Below are 18,763 nucleotides of genomic sequence, written 5' to 3'. Positions count from 1 at the left end.
CCGGCGGGCCCGGCGCGGGTGAGGGACGGCCCGGATCAAAGTCGGCGCGCGGGAAGGCCGGCGCCAGGGGCCCGGGCTGGGGATTCACCCATACCCAGTACAGCGCCGACCACGGCACGGAGAGCGGCCGCAAGGCCGCGGGCGCGCTGCGGTCGCGCCACCCGATGCCGCGGAACCAGCACATCATGGGGTGGGGCGCGGGCAAAAGGGGTTCGCCAGCTCCGGCGCGCCCAGCAGACGCGCCTGTGACCGCATGGCCGTCCATACCGCCCGGTCGGCTGCGGTCAGCTCACCCGGACGGTACACACCGATCTCCACGTATCTATTCCTGACTGTGGGTCATGCGTCGTCGCCGCGTGAGGCGGGTGAGCAGCGCCGGCACCAGGATCAGCAGGCTCAGGCATCCGACCGCCGCCACTCCGCCGCGCGCCGACCAGAGCCGCAGCGCGAGCATCGCCTGCGCCACCAGCAGATCCAGCGCGAGCGCCCCCGCCACGGCCAGCACCGGGCGGATCAGCGCGTCCAGTCCGCGCAGGGCGCTGCCGATGGCCAGCGCGGGCGCGGCGAGCAGGAAGAACAGCGTGAACGGCGCCCGCAGCGGCGAGTGGACGTCGGCCAGCGCGAGTGCCGCGCCGATGGCCGCGAGGCCGACCGCGGCGCCCGCGATCACCGGCAGTGAATCGCCACCCGCCGGTCTCTTGTCAGTGATGGTGTGCATTGGCGTCTTTGCCCCCCGAAGCGCCGGATGCCGGGCTTCAATGTCGCGCAGTCGACGGATGCCGTCAAGACGGAGAAAGTGCACGAACGGTCCATTGGCGGGCACGGGGGTTGAGTGCCCATCAGGGCTGGTCGCGCCCTGTGCGCCGGTCGTGCGCCGGGGAAGTCGGGGCGGGCGTGGTGACTCATCCCCATTCCGTCCGACCTAGGGACGTATCGGCCACGTATCGAAAGATTTTTGCCAACTACTCGCATAGATCGGCCGTTTGCGCGGGATGACATATCCATGTCACACCGCCGAAACGATCCCTGGCGGCGTGGCTGACGGTTTCGAACGCGATTGCCCTTTTGCTGGGCTATCGCGCCTCATATCGGCACAGCAGTGATCCTGCTAGGGAGATCGAATGAAACTGTCCAGACTCACGGCGACGATGGGTGCGTTCGTCGTCGGTGCCGTCCTCGCCCTCACCGGGGCCGGCGCAGCCCATGCCACCGAGAACAGCGCGGGCCCCGCCTATGTGGCGCTGGGCGACTCCTACTCATCCGGCCTCGGCTCGGGCAGCTACGACAGCGCCAGCGGCAGCTGTAAGCGCAGCAGCAAGGCGTACCCCGCGCTCTGGGCCGCCGCGCACGCCCCCTCGAGCTTCAACTTCACCGCCTGCTCGGGCGCCAAGACCGGCGATGTGCTCAACAACCAGCTCGGTCCGCTGGGCTCCGGCACCGGTCTCGTCTCCATCTCCATCGGCGGCAATGACGCCGGTTTCGCCGACATCATGACCACCTGCGTGCTGCAGTCCGAGTCCACCTGCGTCAACGCGGTGAACAGCGCCAAGACGTTCGTCCAGAACACCCTGCCCGGCAAGCTGGACCAGGTCTACAACGCCATCAGCGCCAAGGCCCCCTCCGCGCATGTCGTCGTCCTCGGCTACCCGCGGTTCTACAAGCTGAGCGGCTCGTGCATCGTGGGGCTCAGCGAGACCGAGCGCGCCGCGATCAACAGCGGTGCCGATCTGCTCAACTCCGTCACCGCCAAGCGCGCCGCCGACCACGGCTTCAGCTTCGGCGACGTCACCACGACCTTCACCGGACATGAGATCTGCTCCGGCGACGCCTGGCTGAACAGCGTCACCTTCCCCATTGACGAGTCCTACCACCCCACCCCCGTCGGCCAGTCCGGTGGCTACCTCCCGGTCTTCAGCTCCGCCGCCTGACCGTCACCCGCCACCACACGCACAGGAGGAGGCCCCGGCCGTCGGGGCCTCCTCGCAGTCCGTGGCCACCGGGCGACTCGGGCCGCGGCCACCTCAGCCGAGCGTGGTGGCCGCCCCCCTCAGCACCAGTCCACACCCCAGCGCGAGGACGACCGCGGCGGTTCCGACGGGCGAGGCGCGGCGCACCGCCCCCAGCATCCGGTCGATCCGGCCCTCCGACGCCTTGCGGGCCGCCAGCCGCTCCGTGGCCCGCACGCCCAGGCGCACCGCGGCGAACCCGGCCAGCGTGAGCGTCAGCGCCAGCCCGAGCCCGTACGCCACCACCAGGACGAAACCGAACCACGCCTGGCCCAGCGCGGCCGCGCCGACGAGCACGATGACGGCGGAGGGGCTGGGCACCATGCCCCCGGCGAAGCCGAGCAGCAGCGTGCCGCGCAGAGTGGGCCGCACCTCATGGGTGTGGGTGTGCCCGTCGCCGTGGTCGTGGGTGTGCGTATGGGCAGGGCTGTGGTCGTGGCCGTGCGTGTGGTCATGACCGTGATCGTGGCCGTGGTGATGGGCACGCGCCTGCCGGTGGCGGCGCAGTGCCTTGCGCAGTAGCCCCGCCCCGGCCACCGCCACCAGCACGCCGCTCGCGATGCCCAGCCATGAGATCACCGACGGGGCGGCCGCCGAACCCGCCGTGACCAGCAGCCCCAGCGCGAACACCCCCAGGGTGTGCGTGACCGTCACCGACGCGCCCAGCGCCAGTACATCGCGCAGCGCGCCGCGCCCGCCCGCCGCGGCGGCCGCCGCCATCATCGTCTTGCCGTGGCCGGGGGCCAGGGCGTGCATCGCGCCCAGCAGTATGGCGGTGGCGAAGGCCGTAAGGGCGAAGCCGAGGGTGATGTCATGGCGCGCCACCATAGAGGTGAGCGCCTGCGTCCAGCGATCCACACCACGCGGCAGCACCGACGAGCCGACCGCATCGTCCCGGCCGGACCCCGCCGTGGCGGCGAGCGCGGGGCCGCCCGCTGTGACGCGCAGCGCGGCCGACCGCTGATCGGGCGGCGAGGAGAGCTGCCCCGCCGGATAGCGGGTCAGCCGGTGGGAGGCCGAGGTCTTGGGGACGTCGGCGTCGGTGAGCGTCATACGGTCGCCCTGCGCCGTCACCTCCCGCCAGCCGGGGCCCGTACCGATGTCCCGAGGGCGATACGCGACCGTCGCCCGTTCGCCGTGCCCCAGCGCGGCCGTCAGCCGGCACTCCACCCGCAGCGTCGGCAGCCCGGCCTGGCCGGGGCGCTGACGCGCCCGGGCGCGCCCGTCGCGTACGGGCACCCGGTGTCCGCCGACGGTCAGCCGCGCCCCCTTCGCCGCGCTCGCGCACCGCCGTGCCGCCCACGCGTCCAACTCCCGCCCGGACAGGGCGTCGTCGCCATCGCGGTCGATCTCCGGCTTCGTCTGCGCGGAGGGGATCTCGGCGAGGTCCTCGACATGGTCGACCCGCAGCGTCCCGGGGGTGACCACCAGCCCGTCGTACCGGTTGACGGTGAAGTTGCCGAGCGGGTGCGCCTCGGCGCTGCCGGTGGGGAGCGCCACCAGCACGACGGCCGCCATCAGCACACCGGCGGCCGTCAGCCGCCAACGGGTGCGCCGCTCGGGGGGCGTGCCCCGGGATTCGCCAAAGGGGATTCCAGCGTGGGAGGCCGCTCGGGAAGGGGCGGAGTGCGGAAAGGTCATCGAGCACCCCCCAGCGCCTTGAGCGCCGCCTTCGCCGCTCGCGCGCCGGTCGGGGAGAAGCCCGGGTTGAGGTCGAGCGCGGCCTTCAGGTGGCGGCGCGCCGACTTGTCGTCGCCGAGGGACTTCTCGATGACGCCGCGGTGGTAGAGGAACGCCGCGTTGCGGTAGCCGGGCCCGGCGGCGCGCTCGGCGTACTCCAGGGCCTTCCCGTCCTCGCCGTCGCGGTGCAGGGCCCAGGCCAGCGCGTCGGCCGTGTGCACGGTCCGCCGCCGCTCCCACTCGGCGCGGGCCGCCTTCAGCGCCTCCTTCGCCTCGCCGTGGTCGGCAGCGACCAGCGCGCTGTCCAGGTCGGTGGCCACACCGTTGGCCCGTGCGAGCGTGATCCAGGTGTCGACCACCGCGTACTGCCGCCTCGCCAGGGAGCGGTCGCCCCGCGCCTCGTACGCCTCGCCCAGCGCCGCGAGTTCGGCGGGCAGCGGATAGCGCCGTACGACCGCCTCCAGATCGCGGATCCCCGCCATCTGCCGCCCGTCCGCCACCGAGGTACGACCACGGCCCTCCAGCGCCGGGAGATAGCCGGGCACGGCGCGCAGCGCGGTGGCGTACGCCCGCCGCGCGGTGCCGTACTCGCCCTGGTTCCAGGCCAGTTGGCCGAGCGCCGTCGAGACGTAGGCGATATCGCTGGGCGAGGTCGCGGAGTCCTGCGCGCGCAGCAGCACCCGGCGCGCCCCGGCCGGATCGCCGCGCAGTTCGAGGACGTAGCCGAGGCGGGTGAACACCGGGATGCCGGGGCGCAGTGAGTCGGCCTTCTTGGCGGCCGTGTACGCGTCCTGGTAGCGGCCCAGCTCGACGAGGGCGTCCACCCGCACGGCCAGCGCCCCCTGGCTGTAGGAGTTCACCTTCAGGGCCCGGTCGGCGTCGCGCAGCGCGCCCCGGAAGTCATGGCGGGCGGCGGCGAGCGAGGCGCGCCCGGCGAGCGCCACGTCGTTGTCGCGCGGCTGGAGGGACAGGGATCGGGCGAACGCCTGCTCCGCCTGCGGATACCGGGTGGGGTCGCCGCTGCTCCTGGCCTGTTCGACATAGGCCGAGCCGAGACCGGCCCAGCTCTCCGCGTCCTTCGGCTCGCCGCGCAGATGGGTCTGCATGGCGCCGATCTGCCGGGCGAGGCCGTCGCCGCTGAGCTGCTCGTACCGCGCGGCGGCCGGGCGCAGCGCGCGGGCGGCGTCCTGGCCACCGCCGGAAGCGCCCGGCCCGTCCGAGGCGCCGATCACGACCGAGGTGGCGGTCAGCCCGGCCGCGAGCGCGAACACCACGGCCGCGGTCCGGGCCGTATGGGGAAGGAATGGCCGAAGAGCCATGGTGACAGCTGCCTTTCGCATGAGCATGAGCACGACCGTGTGGCGGGACGGGCGAACGGAAGGGGGGAACGGGGGGGAACGGAAGGGGAGGGGGAACGGAGGGGCGAGGCGTGGGCGCGGCCGCCGCGCGGGTGTCGGCGGGGCCGCGCCCGGTGATACGGGCCCGAGGGCGCCCGTGGTTCAGTGCCGGCGCATGCGGGGAGCCCGACGGCGCGACCGCATCCAGAGGAATCCGAGGCCCAGCAGCAGCACGGCCCCGCCACCGGCCGCCGCGGACCCGGCCAGCACCATGTTGTCGTCGGAGGAGGAACCGATGCCCGAACCGCCGTTCAGCAGCGACTGCCCGGCGCTCTTCTGGACGGCCTTGGCATCCGAACCGGAGCTGGGCAGCGCCAGATACGGGAAGGAGCCGCCGAACTTCTGGTCGTTCGCGTCCACCGCGTCGCCCAGGTCGTTCTTCTTGCCGAGCAGTTCGCCCTCCATGGCCTGCAGCGCGATGTCCAGGACGTCGTCGGAGAGCCTGCGGCCGTTGGGGAAGCCCGCGTTGTCACCGTCCAGGACACCCAGCCGCTTGGGGCTGCCCGTGGGCGGGATGGAGGTGTTGAGCCGGAGCTCCTCGGCGGGGCGGACGTTCGGCGGCTGGTTGAGCCCCGGCACACCGGTCAGGAACGCCTGCACCAGGTCGTCGCGCGGGGTGTCCGGCGCCTTGATCTTGTAGATCTGCTCGACCAGCTTGGGGAGTTCGGGTTCCTGGACGAACTTCAGGAACTGCCCGTCGTCCCACGGCGCCGAGGCGTTGAACTTGTCCTTGTCCTTGCGCGGGATGACCACCTCGTTGACCAGCGGGCTGCCGAGCCGGGAGACCTGCGTCCAGTCGCCGTCGGAGGTCTGGCGGTGGGTGGTGGCCCATACGCCGATCACCGGCTGGTCCTTGGACTCGGTCAGCGCCGATGTCGGCACCTGGAGGGACATCGACTGGACGTTGTAGCCCTTGAGGGTGTCATTGCCGACCTCGGACATGTCCCCGCCGTACAGCAGGTCGAAGACGCGCAGATCGAGGAAGAACGGGTCGTCGGACTGACCGGCGAAGGCCGTCGAGCCCCCGCTGTAGCCGATCTTCCGCACCGCCTGGTCGCGGAGCTTCTGGTAGTCGGGCATGGACGCCTTGCCGACGTTCGACGGGGCGACCGGCAGATCGCTGCCGAGCTTGGCGCGGGCGACGGCCTTCTGATGCTTCAGCTTGATGACCTCGAGGTCGTAGGTCTGGGTGAAGTTGAGGGTCGCGTCCTCGAGCGAGTTCACCGGGCCGGTGTTGTAGAGGAACGTGTCGCCGTTCTTGAGGTGGTCCTTGAAGGTCCACCGGAACAGCAGATCGCCCTGGCCGTCGCCGTTGTTGTCGACGTGCAGGTCGTAGCGGGCGTCATGGGCGAACTTGTAGAAGTTGGGGCCGCCCGCCGGGTCCTGGAACGGCAGCACATTGACGACCATGGTGGTCGTGTCCGGCTTGTCCGGGCTGACGAACGCGTAGACGTCCGTGGCGTCGTACTGCGGCTGACCGGAGATCAGCGGCGCCTCGCGGTGGCTCGAAGCCTGCGCCGTCCCGGGCTGAGTTATGGCCACAGCGGCGGCCGTGAGCCCGCCGGCGGCCAGTGCGCAGCTGACCAGCGCGGCCAAGCTCTTGGTGATTGCGGTCATCCTGTAGGTCCTTCGCACGCTTGTCGGAGCAGTCCTTCAAGCGGCTATTCGGGCCTGGCGAACGGACGGATTGGTCGGCTCGGGAATTTGTTTGCGCGTGATAGGTATCGTCAACACCCTTGACGCGGTGGTGAATCCGGAACCTGGGATGCGTGGGTGACGGCTCGGGGAGGTAGGGTTACTCTGCCCGGGGCGGGTGCCCTCGTACGGGTGGGGAGTGTCATGGAGCAGATAACGGTACGGAGCAGGCCACGAGTGCCTGCGATCAATTGCGGAAGCGGTGCGTCCAGCGCGCGGCTCGAGCGCCATCTCGCGGTGATGGGCGGCCCTGCCGTCCCCCAGCGGGAGGCGGAGGGCGCGACGATGCTGATGCAGGAGCTGATCGCGCGCGATCACACGCGCGCGAAGAACAGCCGGGGTGCGCGGGTGTCGCTGTTCGCGCCGCTGCGCCGGCTGCGCCGCACGTTGTTCGGCAACCACGGCTGACCCGGCCGGCCCGTAGGCGTCTTCGTTCGTCATCCCGGGCAGGCACGGGGTCAACCGGTTCGCTCCAGCCGGTGAGTCCGTGCTGTGATCCACCCCACGCCGCTGTCGCTGTGGGATGCCGACGAAGAGGCCGCCCGGTCGGCCGTGCGGCCGTTGTGAGGCCGTGGACAGTGGGAGGCGCGCCCGGAGACGGGCGCGCCTTCCGTATGCAGCGGGAGAACCCCAGAGCAGGTGTGCTCGGGGCAGCCGGACCCAGGTCTGGCCGGCGGGCTCAGAGGAGGGCGAACTGCCCCTCCGGGCCCTCCTCATGGTGATCCAGTACGGACGCCGGGCGCCGGGCCGCTCCGGGCACCGGCAGCACCCCCGCCTCCCGCAGCTCCGCCGCGTCGATCAGCGCGCCGTCCGCCAGCCGGTCGGCGAGGGCCCGCAGCTCCGGGCGCAGCTCGGCGAGCAGCGCCAGCACGGTGATCAGCTCCAGCAGCTCCGAGGTCCACGCGGGCGGCCAGCCCGCCGGGCCGATCGACTCCAGTGTGCCCGGCTCCCGCGCGGCGGTGCGCTGCTCGAACCACGTCTCCAGCACTCGCACCCCGCCCGACTGAAACTCCCATGCCGCCCGTGGCACCGGCGAGATACGGCCCTCGCCCAGCAGCAGGGCCTCCTCGTCGGGGGCGTAGTCCAGGGAGTGGGGCAGCCCGCTCGACGGAAGCGCGGCGCGAACGTAGGGGCGCTGGCCACCCGGCATGCGCGGGCGTTCACCACTGTGCGCCCCGCGCGTATGGAGCCACAGCGCACGGCGGCCCAGCTCCACGCCCGACTCCCACACCTCGGGGTCGGCGGTCAGGGGTACGGCGCACGGGACGCCCCGCGCCGTGGCGGCGGTCCACGCCAGGAAGTCCTCGGCGGCCACCGGGCGGCCGAGCCGTGTGGCGAGGTGGTCCAGCAGCCCCGGCGCGAGATTGGGCTCCTGCCCGCCGGGGCGGCGGTAGAGCGGACGGATACGGCCGGGACGGCCCGCGGGGGAGTAGCCGTCCGGCAGCAGCGCGGAGAAGCCGAGCACCGGGTCCGGGTCGGGTCCGGCGGCCTCGATGACATGGATCTGGCGGTCGTCCGCCACCCGCCACAGCTCGGGGCGGGCGGCGTCGATCAGGCGGTGATCCGGTATCAGCCAGAGCTGGTCGAAGGGGCCGTGTGCGATCCGTACCGGCTCGGGGCACGGCCCGTCCTCGCGTGCCAGGCGGGCGGTGGAGGTGGGCTGGCCGGGTAGCTGGGGTACGGAGCTGTGCAGCGTACGGCCGCGGGTTGGCCGGAACAGCGCGGCCCGCCCGGCCTCGTCTCCGGCTCCCGTCAGCCGCTCCCAGCGCGCCTGGAGCGAGGCGGGGTCCGGCGCCATGACCCACGACCGGCCGAACCGTAGTGGCCCGACGGCCCACGGCATCAGGTCGCCCAGCGGTGGCGCGTCACGTTCTCCCACGCCCGGCATGGTATCCATGCCGCCCTGTCCTCCCGGGGTCGTCCGCCGCCGCTCGGTGGCTCCCTCCGCCCGCCGTGGCCACGGCGGAGGCCGGGCGAGGGGCGTCGGACCGGCTGGGGTCTTTCCCCTACCCGCCCTTCCCGTTACCAGGGGCTCCGCCCCTGGACCCCGGGGGCTGCGGCGAAGCCCCGCCCTCCAGGCCCCTCCGGGGGCACCTCCCAACGGTAGCCGGGGGAGTCCGAGGAGCGGGGTCTGGGGCGGAGCCCCAGTTGTGGGAAGGGGTGGGGAGGGGAACAGCCCGCCGCAGGTGTCACGACCCGGTGTGCCGCTCAGTCCGCCTCGACCGTGACCGAGAAGGAGAAGCGGTCGCCCCGGTAGTGGATGCGGGCCACGTCGACCACGCGGCCGCTCTCGTCGTAGGTCACGCCCGTGTAGTGCAGGATCGGGCTGAGCAGGGGAACCTGCAGCAGGCGGGCGGTCTCGGGGTCGGCGAGGCGGGCCTCCACCGTGTCCGTGATCCGGCTGATCCGCACCCCCACCGCGTCCCGCAGCACCTTCGTCATCGGCCACCGGGCGAGGTCCGCGAGATCGATGCGGTCGGCCAGTTCGGGGTGGACCAGGTTCTCCGCCCAGTTGGTGGGCTCGCCGCTGTGGCCGTCGCGGCGCAACCGGCGGTAGGCGGTCGCCTCGTCCAGGCCGGGGAAGTACTCCGCGAGCTCCGCCGGTACCGGCGCCGGGCCGTGCTCCAGCACCGTCGTCCGCTCACCCGACTGCTGGGCCACGATCGCGTCCACCGACCCCAGCAGCCGCACCGGCGCGGCGCGCCGCGCGCTCGGCTCGATGAAGGTGCCGCGGCGGCGGTGGCGGCTGATGAGCCCCTCCGTCTCCAGCTCCTTGAGCGCCTGCCGCATGGTGAGCACGCTGACCCCGTAGTGCTCGGCGAGCCGGTCCTCGGTCGGCAGCCGGAGCGGATCGTGCGGGGCCCGCCCGAGTATCGAGGCCCGCAGCGACTGCGAGACCTGGTACCAGAGCGGCAACTTGCGGTTGAGGGCGAGGGAGTCGGGGGCGAAGGTGGTCACGCGGTCTCCGGTCACGAGTCACGGCAGCGGCCGCACGGTGGCGGTCAACCGCGTCAGCGGCGCCGTCCCACCGCGTCCAACGGCGGCGGTCAAGGGCGGAAATGGCGTTCCAGACCCTGCCATACGTCGTCATAGCGCCCCTGGAGATGGTCCGCCTCCAGCGCCTGCCGGGTGGCCGTGACCGGCCAGCGGGTCTCGAACATGAAGGCCAGCCCGTCGTCCAGCCGGTGCGGCGCCAGCTCGGCCGCGCTCGCCCGTTCGAAGGTCTCATGGTCCGGGCCGTGCGCGGACATCATGTTGTGCAGCGAGCCACCGCCCGGTACGAAGCCCCCCGCGCCGCCGGTCTTCGCGTCGTAGGCGCCCTCGATCAGCCCCATGTACTCGCTCATCACATTGCGGTGGAAGTACGGCGGCCGGAAGGTGTCCTCCCCGACCAGCCAGCGCGGGGCGAAGACCACGAAGTCCACGCCCGCGAGCCCGGGGGTGTCGGAGGGCGAGGTGAGCACCGTGAAGATGGACGGGTCCGGGTGGTCGTAGCTGATGGTGCCGAGCACATTGAACCGGCGCAGGTCGTACACGTACGGCACATGGTTGCCGTGCCAGGCGACCACATCCAGCGGCGAGTGGTCGTAGGTGGCGGCCCACAGGTTGCCGCAGAACTTGTTGACCACCTCCACCGGGCGAGCCCCCTCCACGTCTTCGTACGCCGCGACCGGGGCGAGGAAGTCGCGGGGGTTCGCCAGCCCGTTGGCGCCGATCGGGCCGAGGTCGGGCAGGGTGAAGGGGCGGCCGTAGTTCTCGCACACATAGCCGCGCACGGACGGCTCCAGCGGCTCCACCCGGAACCGCACCCCGCGCGGGATCAGCGCGACATGCCCCGGCTCGGCGCGCAGCAGACCGAACTCGGTGCGCAGCAGCAGCCCGCCCCGCTCGGGGACGATCAGCAGCTCGCCGTCCGCGTCGCTGAACACCCGGTCGGTCATGGGCGCGTTGGCGGCGTAGAGGTGAATGGCCATCCCCGCGCGCTGGGTGGCGTCGCCGTTGCCGCCCAGCGTCCACAGCCCGTCGAGGAAGTCGGTGCCCGCCGGCGGCTCCGGCAGCGGGTCCCAGCGCAGCCGGTTGGGGTCGGGCGCGGCCTCGGTGAAGGGCGCGCCGCGCAGCGCGCCGCCCGCGATCCGGGTGAACGGCGGATGCGCGGCGGACGGCCGGATGCGGTACAGCCAGGAGCGCCGGTTGGTGGCGCGCGGCTCGGTGAAGGCGGTGCCGCTCAGCTGCTCCGCGTAGAGCCCGAGGGGCGCGCGCTGGGGGGAGTTGCGGCCGATGGGCAGTGCGCCGGGCACGGCCTCGCTGCTGTGCTCATTGCCGAAGCCGGAGGTGTACGCCAGCCCTTCGGCCGTCTTCCGCGCCTGCTCGATCCCCTGCTCCATGCCTGTGCCATCGCCCATCGCGCGCTCCCACCGCTCCGCCGCACCGCTGGATTCCTCTATGAGACGATAGGAATCGAAACCCGGGTGAGTCAATGATCGGGCAGGATGGGGGCGTGCCCATGCCGCCCCTCCGCCGCCAGCCGGTCCAGCGCCGCAGCGCCGAGCGCCTCGGCCGGATCCTCGACGCCTGTGCCGAGCTGCTCGACGAGATCAGCTACGAAGAGCTGAGCACCCGGGCCGTCGCCGAGCGCGCCAATGTCCCCATCGGCTCGGTCTACCGCTTCTTCTCCAACAAGCGGGCGATGGCCGAGGCGCTGGCCCACCGCAATCTGGACGAGTACGCGGCGCGGATCACCCGGCGGCTGGCCGCCTCGGAGTCCGGGCCGGACCACGGGCCGGACTCCGGGCCGAACGGGGGCGGCGGCTGGCGGGAGGCGATGGACGTCGTCGTCGACGAGTATCTGGCGATGAAGCGCGGGGCGCCCGGGTTCGCGCTCATCGAGTTCGGGAATCCGGTCCCGGCCACCGCACAGCCGCAGCAGCCCAACCATCTGGTCGCCGACCGGCTGCGGATGCTGCTCGCCGACCGGCTCGCGACCGGCGCCCCCGCCGGGGCCGGTGACGCCGCCGGGGACGAGGCGGCCGAGGAGCGGCTGCGGGTGGCCTTCCTGCTCGCGGTCGAGGCGGCGGACGCGCTGCTGCGGCTGGCGTTCCGGGTGGATCCCGAGGGCGATCCGGCGATCGTGGCGGAGACGAAGGAGCTGCTGCGCGCCTATCTGGCCCGGGTTCTGGACTGATCCGGGGACCTCGGCACTTCCCGTCCCGCCTCGGCACTTCCCGTCCCGCCTCGGCACTTCCCGTCCCGCCTCGGTACTTCCCGTCCCGCCTCGGTACTTCCCGTCGACACCTCCCCGACATGCCTACCAGTCGGTATGGTGACCGGGTCCGGCGCGTCATCGCGGCCTCGCCGCCGTCCCTGGGAGAGACCGATGAGCAGCACTGCCCTGCGTATCTGCCCGCTCTGCGAAGCCACTTGCGGGCTGACCCTCACCATCGACGAGGGGAGGGTGACCGGGGCGCGCGGCGATCACGAGGACATCTTCAGCCGTGGCTTCATCTGCCCCAAGGGCGCCGCGATCGGCGAGCTCGACGCCGACCCCGACCGGCTGCGGCGCCCCCTGGTGCGCCGTGCCGGGCGCCTTGAGGAGGCCAGTTGGGACGAGGCGTTCGCCGCCGTGCGGGAGGGGCTGGCCCCGCTGCTGGCCGAGCACGGACCGCAGTCCGTGGGGGTCGTGCTCGGCAACCCCAACGTCCACACCGTGGCCGGCGGGCTCTATCCGCAGCTGCTGCTCGGCGCGCTGCGCACCCGTAACGTCTTCAGCGCCAGCACCCTCGACCAGATGCCCAAGCATGTCTCCAGCGGACTGCTGTACGGCGACGCCAACGCCATTCCGGTGCCCGATCTGGACCGTACGGACCATCTGCTGATGCTCGGCGCCAACCCGCTGGACTCGAACGGCAGCCTGTGCACCGCCCCCGACTTCCCCGGGCGGCTGCGGGCGCTGCGGCGGCGCGGCGGGCGGCTGGTGGTGGTCGACCCCCGGCGCACCCGGACCGCCAAGCTGGCCGACCGCCATGTGGCGATCCGGCCCGGCACCGATGCCCTGCTGCTCTTCGCCATGGTGCAGGTGCTGTTCGCCGAGGACCTGGTGGCCCCGGGCCCGCTCGCCGAGCACGTCAGCGGGGTGGCGGAGGTGCGGTCGCTGGCCGCGGACTTCCCGCCGGAGGCCGTGGCCGAGGCGTGCGATGTGCCCGCCGAGGAGATCCGCACCCTCGCCCGTGAGCTGGCCGCCGCGTCCCAGGGCGTGGTGTACGGGCGGGTCGGCTCCACCACCGTCGAGTTCGGCACCCTCACCAGCTGGCTGGTCGATGTGGTCAACGTGCTCATCGGGCAGCTCGACCGGCCCGGCGGCATGATGTTCCCGCTCGCCGCCACGGGTCGGCGGGAGCGCCCGGCGCGGCCCGGCAGGGGCTTCGCGCTCGGCCGCTGGCACAGCCGGGTCAGCGGATACCCCGAGGCCAAGGGCGAACTGCCCACCGTCGCGCTGGCCGAGGAGATCGAGACCCCGGGCGAGGGGCGGATACGGGCGGTGCTGGCGCTCGCGGCCAACCCCGTGCTCTCCGCACCGGACGGCGATCGCCTGGACCGGGCGCTGGCCGGGCTCGACTTCATGGTCAGCGTGGACCCGTACCTCAACGAGACCTCGCGCCACGCCCATGTGGTGCTGCCCCCGCCGCCGCCCAGCCGCAGCCCCCACTTCGACTACGCCTTCAACAGCCTGTCCGTACGCAACCAGGTCCGCTACACCCGCCCGGTGATCCCGCTGGAGGCGGACCGGCTGAGCGAGAGCGCCATCCTGGCACGGCTGGTGCTGTGCGTGAGCGGGCACGGCGGCGACGATCCGGCGGCGGTGGACGCGATGGCGATCGAGGGGACCCTCGGCAAGGAGGTCGCCGACCCGGCGTCCCCGGTGTACGGACGCGAGCCCGCCGAGCTGGCCGCGCGGCTGACCGGGGTGGACGGCCCCGAGCGGCGGCTGGACATGATGCTGCGGCTGGGCCCGTACGGCGACGGGTTCGGCGCCGACCCCGACGGGCTGAGCCTGGAGAAGCTGCTCGCCCATCCGCACGGCATCGACCTCGGCCCGCTGCGCCCGCGCGTCCCCGGGCTGCTCAAGACCCGCAGCGGCACGGTGGAGCTGTGCCCGGAGCCGCTGGCCGCCGATGTGGAGCGGTTGCGCCGGTCGCTGGCCGACCGGCCCTCGGGGCTGCTGCTGGTCGGCCGCCGCCATCTGCGCTCCAACAACAGCTGGATGCACAACGTCCCGGCCCTGATGGGCGGCACCAACCGCTGCACGCTCCAGGTGCACCCCGAGGACGCCACCCGGCTGGGCCTGGCCGACGGCGGCCTGGCCCGGGTCAAGGGCGACGGCGGGGAGCTGGAGGTGCCGGTCGAGGTGACCGACGCGGTACGGGCCGGAGTGGTGAGCCTGCCGCACGGCTGGGGCCACGCCCGGGCCGGTGTCCGGCTGTCCGTGGCCGGGGCCAGCCCCGGGGTCAATGTCAACCAGCTCTTCGACGGCTCACGGCTGGATCCGCTCTCCGGTACGGCGGTGCTCAATGCCCACCCCGTGCGCGTTTCGCCCTCGCTACAGCACTGACCTGGGGTTTTGCGCTTATTGCTCACGCGTCAAGACCTTGTTAACGGAAAGTTGCCGCACCTAACGTCACCTCGACCGCCAAAACTGGGGGAGTTCAAAGGCGAACGTGAGGTAGCCAAACTATGCTGACCATCCTCGGCTTCGTCATGATCGGGACATTCCTTGTCCTGATCATGATGAAGAAGATGTCCCCGATGGGCGCCCTGGTGCTCATCCCCGCGCTGTTCTGTGTGCTTGTCGGGAAGGGGGCGCACCTCGGGGACTACGTCCTCAAGGGTGTCGGCGAGCTGGCCCCCACGGCCGCCATGCTGATGTTCGCCATCATCTACTTCGGGGTGATGATCGACGTCGGCCTCTTCGACCCGATCGTCCGGGTCATCCTGCGGTTCTGCAAGGCGGACCCGATGCGGGTGGTGGTCGGCACCGCGATCCTCGCGGCGATCGTCTCGCTCGACGGCGACGGCTCCACCACCTTCATGATCACCGTGTCGGCGATGGTGCCGCTCTACCGGCGGCTGAAGATGAGCCTGGTGGTGATGACCGGTGTCGCGGCCATGGCCAACGGCGTGATGAACACGCTGCCCTGGGGCGGCCCCACCGCCCGCGCCGCCGCCGCGCTCAAGGTCGACGCGAGCGACATCTTCGTGCCCATGATCCCGGCCCTCGCGGTCGGCCTGCTCTTCGTGATCGCCCTCTCCTACGGCCTCGGTCTGCGCGAGCGCAGGCGGCTGGGCGTGCTGACGCTGGACGAGGTCACCGCGGGCGACCCCGAGCAGGTGCTGGTCGGCGCGGGCTCCGGCGGCAAAGGGGCCAAGGGCGGTAAGGGCGGCAAGGCCGCCATGACCGGCGGCGCGGGCTCCGGCGCCGACGCCAAGGCCCCGTCCCCGAACGGCCCCGGCGCCTCGGATGCCTCCGACTCCTCGGACGACGACGAGTTCAAGGGCCTCGACCCGAACCGCGCCACCCTGCGCCCCAAGCTCTACTGGTTCAACGCGGCCCTCACCATCGCTCTCCTCGCCTTGATGGTGACCGAGACCATGCCGATCCCGGTCCTCTTCCTGCTCGCCGCGGCCGTCGCGCTCACCGTCAACTTCCCGCAGATGAACGACCAGAAGGCCCGTGTCGCCGCACACGCCGAGAACGTCGTCAACGTCTCCGGAATGGTCTTCGCCGCCGCCGTCTTCACCGGCGTCCTCACCGGCACCGGCATGGTCGAGCACATGGCCCGCTGGCTGGTCGACGGCGTCCCCGAGGGCATGGGCCCGCAGATGGGCATCGTCACCGGCGTGCTGTCCATCCCGCTCACCTACTTCATGTCCAACGACGGCTTCTACTTCGGCATCGTGCCGATCCTCGCCGAGGCCGGAGCCGCGCACGGGGTCTCCACGCTGGAGATCGCCCGCGCCTCGCTCGTCGGACAGGCCCTGCACATGTCGAGCCCGCTGGTCCCCGCGGTCTACGTGCTCGTCGGCATGGCCAAGGTCGAATTCGGCGACCACACCCGGTTCACCGTGAAATGGGCGGTGCTCACCTCCCTGGTGGTGCTCGCCGCCGGTCTCCTCTTCGGCATCATCTGACCCGTGAAGAGTTCAGAGCCCGGTAGGGGCTGGTTGCTGCGCCTGGTCATCGCCTTCTCGTTCACCCAGGGGGCGGTGAGCATGGCACGGCCCGCCGTCTCCTACCGGGCCCTCGCGCTCGGCGCCGACGCCCGCGCGGTCGGTGTGATCGTCGGTATCTACGCCCTGCTGCCGCTGTTCGCCGCCGTACCGCTGGGGCGGCGCACCGACCACGGCCGGTGCGCCCCGCTGCTGCCCATCGGGGTCGCCCTCATCGCCACCGGCTGCGCGTTCAGCGGTACGGCCGGATCGCTGCCCGCGATGGCCGCGTGGAGCGGGGTGATGGGGCTCGGCCATCTGTCGTTCGTCATCGGCGCCCAGTCCATCGTGGCCCGCCAGAGCGCCCCCGACGAACAGGACCGCAACTTCGGCCACTTCACCATCGGCGCCTCGCTCGGCCAGCTCATCGGGCCCATCGCGGCCGGTCTGGTGGTCTCCGGACACGACGGGGCGATGGCCCGCACCAGTGCCGTCGCGCTGTTCGTCTCCGCCGCCCTCGCCGCGTTCTCCTGCACCTCGCTGTGGCGCATCGAGCGCCGCCCGGCCGGGACGGCGGCGGCGCCCGCCAAGGAGGCCCCCGCCCGGAAGGTCTCCGTACGGTCCATCCTGACCACCCGCGGGGTCCCCTCCGGCATGTTCATCAGCCTCGCCGTGCTCTCCGCCACCGACATCCTCACCGCCTATCTGCCGGTCGTCGGCGAACAGCGCGGTATCTCGCCCGCGGTCGTCGGGGTGCTGCTCAGCCTGCGCGCCGCCGCCACGGTGGCCTGCCGGCTCGCCATGACCCCGATGATCCGGCTGATGGGCCGCACCGTGCTGATGGCCGTGAGCTGTCTGGGCGCCGCGCTGCTGTGCGCGGGCATCGCCCTGCCGGTGCCCGCCTGGGCGCTCGGGGTGCTGCTGGCCGGGCTCGGCTTCTGCCTCGGCGTCGGACAGCCGCTGTCGATGACGACCGTCGTCCAGGCCGCCCCGGAGGGGGCGCGCAGCACGGCTCTCGCGCTGCGGCTGACCGGCAACCGGCTCGGCCAGGTCGCCGCGCCCGCCTCCGCCGGTGTGCTCGCGGGGCTCGCGGGCACGGCCGCCCCCTTCGTCATGCTGGGCGGGCTGCTTCTGATATCGGCGGGCATAGCCGTCCGTCCGCTGCGCGGGCGCCCGGCCACCGATCCCGGCGAGGCCCGGCCCGCGCCCAGGGAGCGACGTACGGAGGGCACTTCGGCCTCGCGGGGCGCGGGGCACCCACCCCGGTGAGGCGGCGGTGGGATGACGGTGAGCCGCGTCAGGGCCGCTCGCCGTCGACCATGCCCAGCCACGGCTCACAGGCATTCCCGAACGGCTCGGCGCGCCCGCCGACCGCGTCCATCAGCCGCCGTGCCGCCGCCTCGGCCTCCGCGATGACATCCGCCGGATAGCCGTACCGCACCTGGTGCTCGGCGAACTCGTCCTCGTCGTCCAGCAGGGTCCTGCCGTCCCGCTTGCGGATGACATCGAGGTCCAGGTCCACCATCGTGACCTCGTGGGAGGAGACCCATCGCGGAGGCGTGGCGATGTCGCAGTAGATCTCGGTCTCCCGGGGCGGGGCGTTGAACGTCGCGGTCCACCACGCCTCGCGCGGCAGGAGGATCACATGCGCGCAGGCGATCGGCACCATCGGGCCGTACCCCTTGCGGATGACCGTCCCGCCGGGCAGCCCCAGCCAGACGCCGTGGTCGTCCTCGCCCAGCCTGCGCATCCGCAGGTTCCAGTGCAAAGTGCCGTCGTACTTGGTGTAGTTCACGGATACGAGATCGGCCATGAGGCGATCCTAAGCGGTGCCGGAAGGGCGTCCGGCGCCGTCCGCCAGCTCGCCCACCGCGCCAAGGAGCGCGTCGAGGCCCGGCGGCCGCGCTACGACCTCGACCGCTCCACCCAGCGCATCGTCACCGAGCGGTTCCTCGACGCGGCCATCGGCGGTGACCTCGACGCCCTGATGGATGTCCTGGCCCCGGAGGTGGTCATGTGGAGCGACGGCGGGGGCAAGCGCCGCGCCGCCCTCCGCGTGGTCGAGGGCCGGGACGAGGTGGCCCGCCCGGTGGCCGCCGTCAGCGCGCGGTTGCCCCCCTTCGACGCGCGCCCGGTGCAGCTCAACGGGGCCCCGGGGGTGGTCCTGTCCGTCGGCGGGACGCTGTACGCGGCGGGGTGTTCGACCCCGCGCCCGACGGCGAGCGGGTGCGCGGCGTCTACCTTTGATCTTGGCCAGTGCTCCGGCGTTTACGCCGGGGGTGAAGGCCATCTCAGAACTGTTCTGACCCGCGCATGAGTACGGGTCCGCAGTATTCAGCTCAGCCCACGGGGCGCTTCTGGTTCTCGATGTACTGCTTCACGACGGTCAGGGGCGCCCCGCCGCAGCTTCCGGCGAAGTAGGAGCCGGACCAGAAGTGTCCGCCCCACAGGTGCCTGCGGACGTGCGCGTCGTACTCCTTGCGCAGCAGGCGGGCGGAGACTCCCTTGAGTGAGTTGACCAGCTTGGAGAGCTGGACCTTCGGCGGGTAGTGCACGAGCAGGTGTACGTGATCCTCTTCGCCGTTGAACTCCTTCAGATCGGCCTCGAAGTCCGCGCAGACCTCCCGCATGATCTCTTCGCAGCGCGTCGTCATCTCGTTGGTGAATGCTTTGCGCCGGTACCTGGTGACAAACACCAAGTGGACGTGAAGGTTGTAGACGACGTGGCGACCGGTCCTGACATCAGGATTCGGGTTCCAGCGAGGTGACATAAACCAAATGTAG

The 18,763-nt window shown here is 72.2% G+C and carries 16 protein-coding genes and 1 pseudogene; 7 read left to right on the top strand and 10 right to left on the bottom strand.

Annotation, left to right across the window (positions count from 1 at the left end; translation table 11 throughout):
• Positions 1 to 204 precede the first annotated feature (204 nt).
• Both AS97_RS47310 and AS97_RS12405 read right to left on the bottom strand, forming a co-directional pair.
• Positions 205 to 318 (bottom strand): annotated as a pseudogene (locus AS97_RS47310) (cellulose biosynthesis protein CelD); the annotation flags it as partial.
• A 4-nt stretch (positions 319 to 322) separates the two neighbouring features.
• Positions 323 to 718, bottom strand: a complete 396-nt coding sequence (locus AS97_RS12405; protein WP_125761056.1) for a hypothetical protein — start codon at positions 716 to 718, stop codon at positions 323 to 325.
• Between the two features lie 403 nt (positions 719 to 1,121).
• Between AS97_RS12405 and AS97_RS12400 the strand changes: the two genes are divergently transcribed.
• Positions 1,122 to 1,928 carry an SGNH/GDSL hydrolase family protein gene (locus tag AS97_RS12400; protein WP_125761052.1) on the top strand — a complete coding sequence of 269 codons (807 nt, stop codon included), beginning with the start codon at positions 1,122 to 1,124 and terminating at the stop codon, positions 1,926 to 1,928.
• Positions 1,929 to 2,021: 93 nt separating this feature from the next.
• Here the strand turns inward: AS97_RS12400 and AS97_RS12395 are convergent, their stop codons facing one another.
• The 3 genes from AS97_RS12395 to AS97_RS12385 all read right to left on the bottom strand — a co-directional run bounded on the left by AS97_RS12395 (position 2,022) and on the right by AS97_RS12385 (position 6,700).
• On the bottom strand, positions 2,022 to 3,524 hold the full coding sequence (locus tag AS97_RS12395; RefSeq protein ID WP_247204344.1) for a nickel transporter: 1,503 nt from the start codon (positions 3,522 to 3,524) through the stop codon (positions 2,022 to 2,024).
• 119 nt (positions 3,525 to 3,643) lie between these two features.
• Positions 3,644 to 5,005 (bottom strand): hypothetical protein, encoded by a 1,362-nt coding sequence (locus AS97_RS12390; protein WP_247204343.1) that lies wholly within the window; start codon positions 5,003 to 5,005, stop codon positions 3,644 to 3,646.
• A gap of 180 nt (positions 5,006 to 5,185) precedes the next feature.
• Positions 5,186 to 6,700 carry a DUF4331 domain-containing protein gene (locus AS97_RS12385; RefSeq protein WP_125760849.1) on the bottom strand — a complete coding sequence of 505 codons (1,515 nt, stop codon included), beginning with the start codon at positions 6,698 to 6,700 and terminating at the stop codon, positions 5,186 to 5,188.
• A 222-nt stretch (positions 6,701 to 6,922) separates the two neighbouring features.
• On the opposite strand from AS97_RS12385, the gene AS97_RS12380 reads away from it, so the two are divergent.
• The gene (locus AS97_RS12380) at positions 6,923 to 7,186 is read left to right on the top strand and encodes a hypothetical protein (RefSeq protein ID WP_059146957.1); all 264 of its coding nucleotides are present in this window, start codon (positions 6,923 to 6,925) and stop codon (positions 7,184 to 7,186) included.
• A 271-nt stretch (positions 7,187 to 7,457) separates the two neighbouring features.
• Here the strand turns inward: AS97_RS12380 and AS97_RS12375 are convergent, their stop codons facing one another.
• The 3 genes from AS97_RS12375 to hmgA form a co-directional block, all read right to left on the bottom strand.
• Entirely contained in the window at positions 7,458 to 8,666 is a 1,209-nt protein-coding gene (locus AS97_RS12375; protein WP_210567197.1) for a type ISP restriction/modification enzyme, read from the bottom strand.
• Between the two features lie 320 nt (positions 8,667 to 8,986).
• Positions 8,987 to 9,736, bottom strand: coding sequence for a GntR family transcriptional regulator (locus AS97_RS12370; protein ID WP_059146958.1), 750 nt, complete (start codon positions 9,734 to 9,736; stop codon positions 8,987 to 8,989).
• An 89-nt stretch (positions 9,737 to 9,825) separates the two neighbouring features.
• Positions 9,826 to 11,181, bottom strand: a complete 1,356-nt coding sequence (gene hmgA / locus AS97_RS12365) for a homogentisate 1,2-dioxygenase (protein ID WP_185929957.1) — start codon at positions 11,179 to 11,181, stop codon at positions 9,826 to 9,828.
• A 101-nt stretch (positions 11,182 to 11,282) separates the two neighbouring features.
• Between hmgA and AS97_RS12360 the strand changes: the two genes are divergently transcribed.
• The 4 genes from AS97_RS12360 (at position 11,283) to AS97_RS12345 (ending at position 17,248) form a co-directional block, all read left to right on the top strand.
• Positions 11,283 to 11,960 (top strand): TetR/AcrR family transcriptional regulator, encoded by a 678-nt coding sequence (locus tag AS97_RS12360; protein WP_059146959.1) that lies wholly within the window; start codon positions 11,283 to 11,285, stop codon positions 11,958 to 11,960.
• Between the two features lie 192 nt (positions 11,961 to 12,152).
• The gene (locus AS97_RS12355; RefSeq protein ID WP_125759048.1) at positions 12,153 to 14,384 is read left to right on the top strand and encodes a molybdopterin-dependent oxidoreductase; all 2,232 of its coding nucleotides are present in this window, start codon (positions 12,153 to 12,155) and stop codon (positions 14,382 to 14,384) included.
• 122 nt (positions 14,385 to 14,506) lie between these two features.
• Positions 14,507 to 15,961, top strand: a complete 1,455-nt coding sequence (locus AS97_RS12350; RefSeq protein ID WP_086710061.1) for a citrate:proton symporter — start codon at positions 14,507 to 14,509, stop codon at positions 15,959 to 15,961.
• Positions 15,962 to 15,964: 3 nt separating this feature from the next.
• Positions 15,965 to 17,248: an MFS transporter gene (locus AS97_RS12345; RefSeq protein ID WP_059146962.1), complete on the top strand. Its 1,284-nt coding sequence runs from the start codon at positions 15,965 to 15,967 to the stop codon at positions 17,246 to 17,248.
• A 28-nt stretch (positions 17,249 to 17,276) separates the two neighbouring features.
• Here AS97_RS12345 and AS97_RS12340 read toward each other — a convergent pair whose 3' ends face one another.
• Entirely contained in the window at positions 17,277 to 17,792 is a 516-nt protein-coding gene (locus AS97_RS12340) for a DUF402 domain-containing protein (protein WP_059146963.1), read from the bottom strand.
• Between AS97_RS12340 and AS97_RS12335 the strand changes: the two genes are divergently transcribed.
• Complete coding sequence (locus tag AS97_RS12335; protein WP_210564893.1) at positions 17,742 to 18,296, top strand: nuclear transport factor 2 family protein; 555 nt, start codon at positions 17,742 to 17,744, stop codon at positions 18,294 to 18,296. The two genes, AS97_RS12340 and AS97_RS12335, sit on opposite strands and share 51 nt — an antisense overlap.
• Before the next feature lie 22 nt (positions 18,297 to 18,318).
• On the opposite strand, the gene tnpA is transcribed toward AS97_RS12335, so the two are convergent.
• The gene (tnpA, locus tag AS97_RS12330; protein WP_210564892.1) at positions 18,319 to 18,750 is read right to left on the bottom strand and encodes an IS200/IS605 family transposase; all 432 of its coding nucleotides are present in this window, start codon (positions 18,748 to 18,750) and stop codon (positions 18,319 to 18,321) included.
• Positions 18,751 to 18,763: the final 13 nt, after the last annotated feature.

Origin of the sequence: Streptomyces sp. AgN23, from assembly GCF_001598115.1 — a bacterium.
Lineage (GTDB): Bacteria > Actinomycetota > Actinomycetes > Streptomycetales > Streptomycetaceae > Streptomyces > Streptomyces antimycoticus.
The sequence above is the reverse complement of the archived record's forward strand: the minus strand, read 5'-3'. Positions and strand labels throughout refer to the sequence as shown.